Source organism: Paenibacillus sp. J22P15, from assembly GCF_056269345.1.
Genome location: NZ_JBWDNT010000012.1, coordinates 54,826 through 68,493, shown reverse-complemented (window position 1 = coordinate 68,493; position 13,668 = coordinate 54,826). Strand labels below are relative to the sequence as shown.

Here is a 13,668-nt window from a genome sequence, read left to right as displayed (position 1 = left end):
CTTCACCTTTAAAATGAGATAAGAAAAAGCCAAGTGGGCCATACATGGATAGGGGCAAATGAAAAATAATCATCTGTTCCATAATCCTGCCTGCCCTTGTGTCCTTGGCTTTATACTAGAAATTATTAGATCTGCAATAATCCTATTAATTTTCAGGTAATTTCGTTTTCACTCCGCGAATAACATTCTCCAAAAAACCAAAAGTTCCACTTTTAGGAATAAAGAGATAAGTGTTCCACTTACCATTTCCCAACTTTCTTAAATAAACAGTTCCACTTGTATTTACAATAATATCTCTCTCTGGCAACTTAATATTAACTTCGCCACCTATGTACACGTCGTCATTAACATTTATCTCCACTGCAAAAAAACGGTCTGAGCGACTAATGATTTTCCTTGAGGACGAAGAAGCGCCGTGAAATGCAAGAGCAATGGGATACTTTTTATGAAGGTTTTTGTACTCATTTAACTGTTGAATCATTAGTTTTTGATACCATTCGGAATAATTATCTTCTATATGCTGAGTCAACATTTTATAATCTCGATTATTTAAATACCAAAGAATATCTGATGCATCTTGACCCACATGATGTAATATTTTTTCTCCGTATACTAGATGAGATTGCTCTTTTTGCACGGCACGGTATATCATTGTAACCGCTTCTGCCCTAGTTATGTTATTACCAGGCTTGAAAGTACCGTCAGGTAAACCCCCAATAATACCTACACTGCTTACTTTATTAATTGATGATTTGCCCCAATAATTAATTACATCTGGAAATGGTTTAGCCGTACCAGAAAAGTTGACAGTGGGTGCAAAAGCCCGATCGATAATTACTGCCACTTCACCTCTGGTGATATACGCGTTTGGAGCAAATTTATTATCCTTTACTCCAGAAACTATCCCACTTTTATTGGCAGCCATCACGGACGAGTAAAACCAATCTTTTGGTTTTACATCATGAAAGGTGACGGAGGGAACATTGTCATACTCGAGTGTTAATGCACGAACTAACACGGTTATAAATTCTGCTCTGGTCATTGTTTTGTTAGGTTTTACTGATATCTGCCCATTTGTCAAAATGATTCCTTTGATAATATCCGCACCCAAAAACAAAGTTAGTTCCTTCTTTGCCCAATGATTTTGCACGTCTGTTAAAAGCACATCCAAATTGTTTTCTAAGCCCTGATTTTTAATGTTCAACGAAGAAATCTTTTTATCTTTTTCTTTTATTGCATTATTCTCAGCTCCACATCCACACAAAAACATAATTAATCCGATAAGTACGATGCAAGTTAGTCTACTTGAATTCATAAAGACCCCCACTTTCTTGTAAACTCATTTCCTTTAACTGTATTATTTCACAAAAGCTTAAAAAACATCATGAGGTTATGTAATTAATACACGATGCGCTGGATATTATCCGCCCTTATATCTTGGAAACAAAATCGTATCCATAAGCGTCCGCAAAAATTAACCGGTCGTTTAGATAAATGCAAAAAAAGTCCTACTAAAATGGTTAACAATTTAGCAGGACTTTTTTATATTAGGTTAGATTTGGCTTTTAGTTGGTTCAATATTATAGAGTAGCACCGCATTCGATTTTCAACTATCGTGTCCCGTTAGCTTAGTCATCTTCCCTTAGTAAAATCCAAATTGTTATTATCTCTTAACCTGATCACTTTCTCATTGTATAATTCCAACTTGGCTTCAAAATTGTTTCTACTTTGTTCAAAATCCCTCGTCCATTTGTACATCATCTTCAATATCATGATATCTGGCTTATAGTGGCACTTTTCAATACCAAGTTTTTGCTTAAGAAATCGTGTTAGGATTCTGATCCTCCGCTTCCATAATGGAGTATCAAGGAATATGATTGTATCTGCCATTTGATACAAACATCGATAGGAATCTCTATCTGTTCCTTCAAATATCCATGCTCCTTTTTTATCGATCTCCTTTATAACTTCGATTTGTTCTTCTGCAGAACGCTTGCTTCGTCCCGTAGGTGTTTTATGATGGACTATGGAGTCAAGTTCATACCAGGGCACTCTAACTTTCTGTGATAAGCGTTTAGCCAATGTCGTCTTACCACTAGCTACAATTCCAATAATGAGGATCTTTTTCATTCCTGCTCAAGCTCCCTGGATCGGCGATGTTTGACTAATTATCTTTTCGCGAAAGCTACGGCATATCCCTTTTACTGTGCTTTTGTTTTGAGAATACTCATTAGCGTAATCTGCCAGTTAGCGGGGAAAAGGCAGCCAATAATACTGGCTGCCCTCTCCTGATAGTTATTGCGGTATAATTCCCCTTTATCTTAATAAAAAGTCGATCATTTATTTCTGAGATAAGAAAAGACAGATATCCAAAAGATACATCCTAGCAAAATTTGAATTCCACTTTCTTCAATATGTCTCCCAGTCCCACTTAGCAACAACCCTGAAAAAAAGCCTAGCACAATGCAAATTAATACCTCAAGTAACTTGGTTTTCATAAGTGTTCACCTTACTACCTTTTATCTTTATTTGTTTTGATTCTAATTTATAATGTGGATCCCTGGTACCAGTACGTGTAATTTTATCCAGTATACTGTCAGTTACTTTAATAAAATAAAAGAGGTGCTGCTACATAGCAAACTCCTCCACTATCGTTCTCCGTTTGCTTAATAAGTTCTTTAGTCAATATTGAGATCTGATACATCGATTTCTTCGAATATCTCTTTTTCTATATGATACTCGGGATTACCTAATATTTCACCCCGGACTAGACTTTCAACGATAATAATCTCCTTTTCAGAAACATCATATTTCGCAAATAATATCTTAATTGAATCGAAAAAATATTTAATGAATTGCTCTCTCTCGTCTTCATTCCTTACTATCTCTTCATAAGGAAGCCATAGACCCCACGTCAGGTATTTATTACGGGTATCCCTGCTAGGACCTTTTACTTCAATTTTTTCTATCTGAGAATTAGTGGAAACCATAAGAGACATATGGTATCCCTTTAATTTCTCAGTGATTTTGTGAGGCACAATTATTTTGTTATTGAGTATTTCTCTGATGTATTTTGGCACTTTATAAGAAATTGAAAAATAACAACCCGGTTCTGCATATAACTCACTTATAGAAATTTTCATTTTATACCTTCAACATCCCTTTTTAGTTATTTGGATATATATTCGTGAAGTGATTACGTTAACCTGCCCGTTAGTTCAACGAGGCTACCGTTTTATGCCGGCAGCCTCGTCTAGTATTTATGGAGCTAACGTTATCCATTAGTTGAACCACCTGTTATGTGTTCATCGGTCCCATCAACGTTGAGATGAGACTGTTTAATTTCGTCATTGATCTTGAAGGAACCGCCTTCGGGGTTCACTTGGTAAACAAATGGATGACGGAACAGATGCGAGGATTGTCTGGTTATGGGCCCGGTTATATATAAACCGGCTGCATCCTCTTCCGTCTCGTAGACATCCATTAACTTCTCCCCTTGTGGGTATTTCTCCAGTAGTATTTGCATATTGAATTGATCCTTAGCGGCAGGATTCACATTCGTTACGTAATCAATAATCGTCATAACCGTTTTTTCCTGTCCGAACGAGCCTGTTGGAAGCTCATGGCTTGCAGCAATATAATAAAATAGGGTCACAGTGTTAATCTCATACACACTCAACGTGGGATGAACTGCACACCAATTGTTAGACACCATCTAACAATTGGAGGTACAGTTCATCTATGGGCGGTTTTCTTTTGGTTAAAAATCAACATTAAGATTTAACATAACCTAAACAAAAAAGCCGCAATTTAAGCGGCTTTCAATGTCTATATGTTCTTGTCGTCTGACATCAACATTCTTTAATTAATTTATCGAATACGACATTCATACCTTCTTAACTTAGGCACCCTAACAAATTTCTCAAATTTCTCTAATCAAGTAAATTTGGGATCCATTCCTTTTTCATCTACAATACTTATCTCTTAACGACAGCGTATACTTAACGGACTGCTCCGTACCCTTCTCTTGATCTTCAATCATTTGCTCCAATAGTTCTTCAGGCGGATAGTAATATTCCAACGGTTTAATCAGGCTTAATGGATATGGTGGCTGCTCAACCTTAAACGCGCCTTCACCGACCTGCGATATACCACCTGTTCCGGACTCTCTTTTGAAAGAAATGGCATAAGGAAAACACATCTCCACATTAATTCGGGTTAAGGTCGAATGGTCAACAAGTGTTTTGAAACAGAATTCAGTATCAATATTGCCCGTTCCCACCGGAACACCACATACGCGGTAATCCTCGCCATCATGAATAATGATGTGGTCTTTAAAATGGGTCGTAAATGCATATGGCGCCAATTTCCTGACAGCCTCAACCGGATCTTCCCATGCCATCATACTGTTGCCAATATCGCAGTGAGCACCGACCCAAGGGCTGTCCACCTTCTTAATGATTTGAATGACTTCATCCGCAAGTTCTTCCTCATGGTTCTCCACAGCCAGTCGAATTCTATATTTCTTCAGCAACGGGACAAGCTCTACAATGTCTTGCGGAGCTCTTCTCAATTTATCTAGATCAAATCCGTCTGTGCAAACGTAAGTCCGAATGACGTCGGCTCCTATTTTATGAGCAGCTTCAATCACTTGCGTTAAATAACCCGGATCCGTACCTCGTGTATCGATTTCAGCAAAAAACCCGTATTTCCGGATTTCGTTGCTAACTTTCGCCAAATATTCGGGATCAAATGATTCCAGAACTCCCCATCCCGGCAGCCCCGGCCAAGGATTAATATTCAGCATGACCCCGTCTAATCCCAATTCGGCTGTCTTGCGGATAAATTGAAATACATCCATGCGACCTGAAATGAACTGCAGGTGATAACTTTCCGTTTCCAACCCAACTTTCATGATCACGCCTCCTTATCCTGTCAGAAATCATTATGAATCCATTAGCTTTAAGCCAATGGCCGAGATAACGATCATGCTGATAAACAATTACCGCCGCCAGCGTTCCTAACCATGTCAACCAGCCATCCGCATACTCCAATCCGATTACTCAGCCTACTTCACACACACTCGCAATCAGCACATAAGACCAGTCTTGCTTCATCAGTCTTTCATCTGCCAAATTAATCCGCCGTTCTCCGTAACGATATCCCCCACTGATTCTATGATGAGATCCGCTAGTCCGCTCAGCTGGCTAGTTCCGCTGACCCCGGAGAGAACACCGATCGCGAGTCCCGCCGAACCGTTTTTGGCAAATTGTAGATCGACAACCGTATCGCCGGCAACAGCCACTTCTTCTGCGCTGATATTCGCAATCTCGCAAAATGCTTGAATCATACTTGGATTCGGCTTTTTCTCGAAATAATCCGATGTGCCGATAAAATCAAAATAACTTTTGATGCCGATCTTATCCAAAAAGAACTTCGTAGAATCTCTATCATCCGCTGTTGCGATGCCTATTTTCATACCATGCCGGCGGAGCTGCACAAGTAAACCCGGCAAATCGGCTGTCGGCTTTAGATTGTCCCGGTTGGCTTTGGTTAAGCTGAAAAGCTCTTCTGTCACCCAATCTTCCAACCCATTTATCTTCTCCTGACACACATCCACGTTCACAAGCACATTAACAAACGCGCCGTAGATATCCTGTGTCGTACCTATGGCCAGAAATCCACCGGGATCTACTTCATTTTCATGAAAACCGATAGAAAAGAGCAAATCATTTTTCAGCTCCGGGCAATAGGTGATTTCTAGCTTTTCAAACAAACGATCCACTAGCTGTGTGACCACCAAGACCCAACTGGAGTAAAAATCCATTAAAGTTCCGTCTTTATCAAATAATATCCCTTTAATCTGTTTCACTTGATTGTCTCCTCATCCGCCGTAATCCATTCGATATTCTCCAAGGAAGGGTTCCACGATTTCGGTGCTGGTTGGTCGCAAACAATAACGTTTATCTGATCAAGCTGCGCGAATTTGCACAATGCTTCCGCACCGATCTTGAAGTGATCCACAAGGATAATTTTCTCCTTTGCGACCTGAATCATCTTGGCCGATATCGACGATTCTTCTAGCGAATATTCCATAATGCCTGCAAGCGAGAGGCATCCCGGCGAAATAAAAGCTTTATTGACACAAAACAGATCCAGCATTTTCTCACACACAGACCCATAGGTCGAATACTGTTCCTCATTCAATTCCCCACCTAATAAAATCACTTTCCCGTGAAATAAGCCTTGATTTAATGAGTCCATGAGCGTATGTGACGTGGGTACGGAATTGGTTAGAATCGTTACTCGATTGACTCCGCGGAGCGCATGAGCCATCTCAAGGATCGTTGTCCCTCCCCCGATGACAATGGTGTCTCCGTCTCTGACCAGTTGAACGGCTTTCTGCGCTATTTTCTTCTTGCTTTCCAGACTGACACTTTTCCGCTGATAGAACGGAGGTTCTCCCAATTGGAAATTGAGTTTGACTGCGCCGCCGTGCACACGCCTAAGCAATCCTTCCTTCTCCAGCATATCAAGGTCACGTCTGATCGTTTCCATGGATACGTCAATGAGCTTAGCTAATTCCGCTGCGTTCACTTTCCCGTAAGCCTGCAATCGATCTAAAATTAAGTTTTTTCGTTCTATCGACAGAACCGACATTTCAATCACCTTCTATTCTAGTAAGTTACATTCATCTTCCAAGAGCCATAACTTAATGAACAAACCCTCATCCAAAGCGCTTTTTTGAGGTACATTCAGCTCATCCACCAATAAGGTTATATCCTGCGCCTGGATAGTGTAACGCCGCACATTGCCACGGATGGTCATATTGAGGATGATCCCTGAGATCCACATGCCGGACTTCTGCTGTTCAGATAACGAGTCAAGCGGATGCAGCTCCATAACCTCCGGTCGAATGGCATAATTGCCCGATTTGAATGTATGTCCCGTCAAACAGTTAAGTTCCTGACTCGTAAATACGTTATAGCTGCCTATAAATCTAGCGACGAACTCATTCTTTGGTGAAGCGTAAATGTCTTCCGGCTTGCCCTGACGAACAATTTCCCCGCCATTCATAATAAAAATGCGGTCGGAAATCGTCATCGCTTCTTCCTGGTCATGCGTAACGAAGATCATCGTCATTTTCAATTCCCGCTGAATGTTTCGAAGTTCGATTTGCAGGCTTTTCCTGATTTTTGCATCCAGCGCGCTTAGCGGCTCATCCAAAAGCAGAATATCCGGTTCTGTAACAAGCGCTCTTGCAAGTGCTACACGCTGCTGTTGACCACCAGACAATTGATGCGGATAGGAAGATGCTTTATCGGACATATGGATTAACTCGATAATATGTTTTACTTTGTCGGTAATCTCTTTTCGTGGCCATTTTCGCATCTTAAGACCGAAGGCAATGTTATCGAAGACGGTCATGTTAGGGAACAGCGCATAAGATTGAAAAACCATGCCCACATTTCTAAATTGCGGTGGAAGGTGGGAAATATCGTTCCCGTTAACGTTGATCGTCCCGCCGTCCAGCTTCTCCAGACCGGCGATGGAACGGAGCAGTGTACTCTTCCCGCAGCCGCTTGGTCCAAGCAAGGTAACCAATTCACCTTTTTCAATCTGTAGAGATACTTGCTTCAGTACGGTAGAATCTGCATATTGCTTAAACGCCTGATCGATTTGGACGTAGCTCATGATATCTTCTCCTTGATTTCTTCTGTCTTCCCAAAACGCCTGCCTAATCTCAGCATCATCCAAGAAATCACCGCCACTGTAAGGAAGTACGTAATCACAATACTACTAGCTAAGTGGCCGTTTTCATTCAAACGTCTCATTAAATAAACTTGAATCGTTTCATAGTATCCACCGATTAGAAAATTGGCTAGAACGAATTCGCCGATTAGGATCGAGAACGATAATAGCGCGGATAAGAGAATGCCAGTTACCATGTTAGGCATGATGACGAATGCAAAACCCTTGATTTTGCTTGCGCCAAGCACCTCAGCGGCTTCCATCAGCCTTTTTGCGTCAATCGTACGCAGATTGTTTCGGATACCTTGATACATATAAGGAAGTACCAGTACATAATACGCTCCGATTAAGATCCAGATTGTCCCGGACAAGACGATCGGCCCGCTGGAGTACACCTTGATCAACCCTACGGCAGCAACCACACCGGGAACGGCGAAGGGGATCATCACAAGCGCCTGCAGGACTCGCTCCATTTTAGGCAAATACATGAACACGACAAAAGTGGCGGTCGTCATCGTAACTATACTTAAAACAAGGGTTATCGCAGAGATGAGAAGCGTTCGCCCGACTGCTTGTAAAAATCGAGGATCCGTGTACAAATTCTCATACGCACTGAACGTATACGATGCCGGCAAAATTGTGTTATGCCATTCTTTGGCAATCGAATACAAGAACGTTGCCGCGAGCGGCAAGAAGAGATATAGAAAAACCACCGAAATGATAATGATATGCACCCATTTTTTCTTCATCGCAAGTCTCTCCTGAATCGCCGCATCATTCGTTCATTACACCACATCGCGACAACCATCATCGTTCCTAAAATTACGGCGAGCGCGCTGCCCAATTGAGGTCTTGTAACAACATCCCCCGCTACGAGCGCGCCGATGCGGATGGGCAGCAAATTATAGCTACCCCCTACTAACGCATAAGCTGTTGCATAGGCGCCCATGGCATTGGCTAGTAGAATGCTGAATGTACCGACTATGCTGGGTATAATGACAGGGAGTCCGATTCGCAGCCAAAATTGAAAAGCCGATGCTCCGAGCAACGAAGCGGATTCACGCCAATGTTTATGAATACCGGAATAGGCCGGGTATAGAAGCAATATAGCTAAAGGCACCTGAAAATAAACATATACAGCCACCAAACCGCTCCAACTGTATAAATTGAATGAATCCGTGATGTTCCATCCCCACTCTTTAAAAAGGAGCGTAAACACGCCGCTGTTACCGAGCAAAATTATAAAAGCAAAGGCTAGCGGCACGCCAGAAAAATTAGACGTTAAATTCGAGAAGGTCACCAGCATGGACTGGATCTTCATAGGCATTCGCGTCATGGAATAAGAGGCAGCGATTGCGATCGCGATACCGATGCAGCTCGCATATACAGAAATGAGCAGGCTGTTCAGCATTCCTTTTGTATAATAAGGATTGGTTAAAGCCGTAATATACTGCTTGAACGTATATGTGACCCCATCATCAGCAAGAAAGCTGTCGCGGATCATGGCAATCAGAGGTAGCAGCTCAAACCCTACTATCAGCAAGGCAAATGGAAGCAGCGCAATGACAGCGAACAGCGTGACTTTATGATTCATTCGGACAAACCTCACTTCTCGTTACTTAATGTTAACCAAAACTTGTTCTTCCCACATTTGTGGCAATTGCTTGGCTGTTTCATCCCATGATTTAAAATCCGTGATCGGCTTCGCATCTTTATACTGTTCTCTCGGAATCAGCTTCTTGGCGACATCTTCCGGCAATTTGACATTGCTGCGAATCGGACGAGCATAGCCTTTGGCCAGATTGATCTGTCCTTCGTCACTCAAAATATATTCTCGGGCAAGCTTCGCGGCATTCGGATGTGGCGCATACTTGTTAAGGATGGTTGCATATCCGCCAATGACGCTGCCTTCCTTCATGATGTTAACGTCGAACCGGCTCGGATCAATTTGGTCTTTGAAGCCCAAAGATACAAAATCCCAAAGAATCGCAACTTGCACTTCCCCTTTTTCCAAATCGGCTTTGGTTACGTCTTTGGTAACCAATCTGTTCTGCTTGGCCAGTTTCGCAAAAAAGTCCAATCCAGGCTGAATGTTGCCTTCATTACCCCCGTGTGCGATCGCCGCTGCCAGTACGCCCATCTGTGCTTGTGAAGACTTGGTAACATCCGGGATCTGAACTTTATAATCGCCCTTTTCAATGTCGTCCCATGTTATTGGCGGATTTTTCACTTGCGTTTTATCAGCAAGTACGGAGATTGTCCCTTGATAACCAACCAGCCAGTGGCCGTCCTTATCCTTCGCCCAATCCGGAATCTCGTTCCAGTAAGAAGTTTTATAAGGCATGGTCACGCCCTTTTGCACGGCGATCGGACCGAATGCCATGCCTACATCCCCGATATCCGCCGTTGGGTTTTTTTTCTCAGCATCGAACTTGGCGATTTCCTCTGAACTTGTCAAATCCGTATCCGAATGCGTTAAACTGTATTTGGAAGTGATATTGCCCCACGTTTCTTTCCAGTTGGCCCAGTTATCAGGCATCCCGACACTGACAATTTTGCCTTCTTGCTTAGCCAGCTTTTGAATCTCTTCCAAAGTCTGTTCTTTGGCCTGAGCCGGAGTGTTGGTGGTCGATGGAGCGGATTGTTGAGGAGCACCGCACGCCGAGATGCTCAAAGCCATCAAGCTGATCATTAAGGCAGACTTCAATGAAAGATGTTTTTTCACAATAAATCCCTCCGTATTTTGGTTATTTGTGTGTTTAAGTTGTTTTCGAGAACAATTTGATTATAAAATCGCAATGTTTTCAACAAATCAAATGTGTGTAAAAGTTTTGTAAAAAAAAAGATTACTTACCCCATTTCTTATCATGGGAAAAGTAATCTTTTACATTTGATACAGTATGCTTCACCTTTTGGGTCTGCATACATCCTCATCACATAAGTCTCCATTCCCATTTGAAGTAATATTCCACCACTAAAGCCCAAATCGTTCCTATATTAAAGACGTGAGAAATATGTATAGTTAACTTATCCTGCCCGTTAGTTTAATGAAGCATCGTCAATCTAATACTTTATTTTGTAGTCTACAACAAGATTTGATTTAGTGCGGAAGTGCAATGGAAATATTATCAATCTTTATTCCAAATTATCAAACTTTGTTTTAAGTCTACAAATGAAGGTTAACATACCCTTTAAGTGAAGAATGGGGCTGTCCCTTAGTCATTTTTATGATGGGACAGCCCCTTTTTTTGTAGCGTCTAGTCCATTAAAACCATAACATTTACGGAATGGATTGCTGCGTTTAAGCAATAGAAAAAGGAGCCCTTTTACAGGCTCCCCTTCGACGGTGTTTGATCGTTCGAGTATCTTCAAAAGTCACACTTCACATCATTAGAAATACTTGGGCACCGCTTGTTCACTTTCCGTTTTAATGGAATGCTACTAGGCGTGTGTGTTCAGAGATGCTCTGCGACACAACCCCTCGCTTTCAGTTGGCTTAGTGATTAGTTAAATTCCTCTTGTAGCCCTAGCACCGAATGGTCCAACGGAACCACACCTCTCTTCATACCGTCAAATATATCTTGCACAGATTTCAAACTTCTTACACATCGTACACTCAAACAATTTTAAATAAATAAAAATGAGACATGAGAGATCGCTACCTTGGGGATGGTTGGTGGTACTTCCATTTTATCAAAAAGGCGTTCTCTTTTCTATTTTTTTGAAAAGTTAAAGGGGCTGTCCCTTAGTCATTTTTATGACTTTTGGGACAGCCCCTTTTGATGAAAAAGTAAAATTAAATTAGTGCATTTCAATAATCCGTTTTTCGTGATGTTTTCCTGTTTTCACAAGCTTTACGCGTGTTTGGTATATCATGTAGTTACCTCGGAGATTGTTCATATCATCTTTAAGTTTTCGAAAAGTAATCTCTGCTTCTCAGTCAGCATTTCATATAACCCCTCCGACAATGTCTTATGTTTGTTCTATTATACATCTGTGTATTTTCAACTAACCTGCCCTTTAGTTGAACAAAAGGCTGCCAAGCGGCAGCCTTTTCAGTATTTAACTATCGTTACCCGTTAACATTCCTGTAGGTGTTAGTAGATTCAATTTGCAGAAAAACGAACGCCCCGCTAGGATGAGTATGTACTGGGTTGGAGCCCTCAGAACTCACCTTAGGAGGCGTTATTATGAAGTCTAGACTAACTAAAGCTCAAAATCAACGTGTAGAACGTGTTTCCACTTCTACGCTTGTCATTGGCATCGACATTGCCAAGGAAAAACATGCTGCTCAAGCTATTAACTTTCGAGGTATTGTCCTCACCAATCGCCCTATTATGTTTTCGAACGACCAAGCAGGATTTGAGCATTTAATAAGCAGTATTCGTAAATTACAGAACAGGCACAACTTAAATGACGTCATTGTGGGAATGGAGAGTACCGGTCACTACTGGTTCAATCTCGCTCATTGGTTGATGCAACAAGGGATTTCTGTTGTTCTTGTTAATTCGATGACGACCAAACGCAATAAGGAAAACAGAGATAACTCTCCATCAAAGAATGACCCAAAGGACGCTTTGGTCATTGCCGATGCAGTGAGCCGCGGGTTTTGTACGCCCTTCTCTCCAAAGGAAGAAGACTTCCGCCGCTTACGGGTTATTGTCACAAACAGAGAGCATTGGGTCGTTAAATCCGGACGGATTAAGAACAGAATCCACCGCTGGTTGGATATCCGTTTTCCAGAATACTGCAAAGCGTTCGAAGATATTTTTAGTCCTCGTTCATTAGCCACTTTGCGTCGTTTCCCAGCCCCATCTGACGTATTGCAGTTAACTCCGGAGCAGATGGTGCAAACTTGGGGAGTTTACATGGCTAGACCTGGCGGTGTGCGAGGCAGGAACAAGGCTATCCAGCTCCAAACACTCGCTAGACATAGCGTTGGAGATGCTTCTGCCCTTGAAGAAGACAAATGGGAACTTAGGCACCTCATCGAAGAATATGAACGAATCTGCAACATCATTGATGAAGCGGACGAGATCATTAAAAAGCTATTGCCCGAGATCCCCTGTTCTGATCTCGTTCGATCCGTCGGTGTTTCTGTTCCCGCTATGGCTGCCATATTCGCATTTGGCGGGGACTTACGTAAGCTGTCTCACGGAAATCAGTTATTGCGAAAGGCTGGATTAAACTTAGCGGAACGTAGTTCTGGTAAGTATAAGGGGCACATTAAGTTAACCAAACGAGGAAGCTCGTTATTACGGAAGCATTTGTACTTCTCAGTGTTTCACCTCTTATCTCACAATCGTGCATTCCAAGCCGTGCATGCACACAATATTGAAGTAAAAGGAATGACGAAGATGCAATCCATGATGAAATTGATTGGTAAATTGGCTCGAATGCTTGTAGCCATGGCGCGAGAAGGACAAACTTTCTCCGCGGATAAGGCTCAACCGCTACTAGCAGCTTAACGACTAAATTCGCAACCCAGATACGTAGATTAGCTCGTTCGCAGGATTTCACAAAGAAAGCACGGAGTACCGAGATTTTTACGCTTTAGGGCATAAACCCGTTCCGTTAACGTTGATCGGACTCCACACCTTGGATAGATAGGACGAAGGAATGTAAGGGCATAGACCCGTTGAGATTTGGGAGAGTGAATCCCAAGGACCTTGTGGAGAGAGGCGTGCAGCAAATCTTTCTTAGGAAGATGTTGTAAATAGACCAACACCTTCTATTCCCGCATGCCCTCAAACGGAACTGCCTAGCCCATTTTATGTAATCATTTAAACTCCTATTTAAATCTATATGTGAAATCCTGCGAATTCGCGAGTATTCGTGAGAAAAAACTTATTCTCCGAGGGAGCATAATAAAGAAAGGGAGTGGGATGTACCTCCGTCGTACAGGCTAAGGTTGGT

12 protein-coding genes are annotated in these 13,668 nt (G+C 42.0%); 1 reads left to right on the top strand and 11 read right to left on the bottom strand.

Features of this window, described 5'->3' with window-relative positions:
- Positions 1–145 precede the first annotated feature (145 nt).
- The 11 genes from AC0YN6_RS21190 to AC0YN6_RS21140 form a co-directional block, all read right to left on the bottom strand.
- A complete protein-coding gene (locus AC0YN6_RS21190; protein ID WP_475749288.1) occupies positions 146–1,315 on the bottom strand; it encodes an S-layer homology domain-containing protein in 1,170 nt (389 codons plus the stop codon).
- A 317-nt stretch (positions 1,316–1,632) separates the two neighbouring features.
- Positions 1,633–2,130, bottom strand: coding sequence for a EutP/PduV family microcompartment system protein (locus tag AC0YN6_RS21185; protein ID WP_475749287.1), 498 nt, complete (start codon positions 2,128–2,130; stop codon positions 1,633–1,635).
- Positions 2,131–2,678: 548 nt separating this feature from the next.
- Positions 2,679–3,143, bottom strand: a complete 465-nt coding sequence (locus AC0YN6_RS21180) for a hypothetical protein (protein ID WP_475749286.1) — start codon at positions 3,141–3,143, stop codon at positions 2,679–2,681.
- Positions 3,144–3,274: 131 nt separating this feature from the next.
- Positions 3,275–3,655: a hypothetical protein gene (locus AC0YN6_RS21175; protein ID WP_475749285.1), complete on the bottom strand. Its 381-nt coding sequence runs from the start codon at positions 3,653–3,655 to the stop codon at positions 3,275–3,277.
- Positions 3,656–3,964: 309 nt separating this feature from the next.
- A complete protein-coding gene (locus tag AC0YN6_RS21170) occupies positions 3,965–4,915 on the bottom strand; it encodes a sugar phosphate isomerase/epimerase family protein (protein WP_475749284.1) in 951 nt (316 codons plus the stop codon).
- Positions 4,916–5,116: 201 nt separating this feature from the next.
- Entirely contained in the window at positions 5,117–5,872 is a 756-nt protein-coding gene (locus AC0YN6_RS21165) for an HAD family hydrolase (protein ID WP_475749283.1), read from the bottom strand.
- Complete coding sequence (locus AC0YN6_RS21160) at positions 5,869–6,660, bottom strand: DeoR/GlpR family DNA-binding transcription regulator (protein WP_475749281.1); 792 nt, start codon at positions 6,658–6,660, stop codon at positions 5,869–5,871. Before AC0YN6_RS21160 ends, AC0YN6_RS21165 begins: the two co-directional genes overlap by 4 nt.
- A 12-nt stretch (positions 6,661–6,672) precedes the next feature.
- Positions 6,673–7,695: an ABC transporter ATP-binding protein gene (locus tag AC0YN6_RS21155; protein WP_475749279.1), complete on the bottom strand. Its 1,023-nt coding sequence runs from the start codon at positions 7,693–7,695 to the stop codon at positions 6,673–6,675.
- A complete protein-coding gene (locus tag AC0YN6_RS21150) occupies positions 7,692–8,501 on the bottom strand; it encodes an ABC transporter permease (RefSeq protein WP_475749277.1) in 810 nt (269 codons plus the stop codon). The genes AC0YN6_RS21155 and AC0YN6_RS21150 overlap by 4 nt, the downstream gene beginning before the upstream one ends.
- Positions 8,498–9,346 (bottom strand): ABC transporter permease, encoded by an 849-nt coding sequence (locus AC0YN6_RS21145; protein ID WP_475749276.1) that lies wholly within the window; start codon positions 9,344–9,346, stop codon positions 8,498–8,500. Before AC0YN6_RS21145 ends, AC0YN6_RS21150 begins: the two co-directional genes overlap by 4 nt.
- 21 nt (positions 9,347–9,367) lie before the next feature.
- Positions 9,368–10,477, bottom strand: coding sequence for an ABC transporter substrate-binding protein (locus tag AC0YN6_RS21140; protein ID WP_475749275.1), 1,110 nt, complete (start codon positions 10,475–10,477; stop codon positions 9,368–9,370).
- Between the two features lie 1,465 nt (positions 10,478–11,942).
- Between AC0YN6_RS21140 and AC0YN6_RS21135 the strand changes: the two genes are divergently transcribed.
- Complete coding sequence (locus AC0YN6_RS21135; protein ID WP_475749273.1) at positions 11,943–13,220, top strand: IS110 family RNA-guided transposase; 1,278 nt, start codon at positions 11,943–11,945, stop codon at positions 13,218–13,220.
- Positions 13,221–13,668 lie beyond the last annotated feature (448 nt).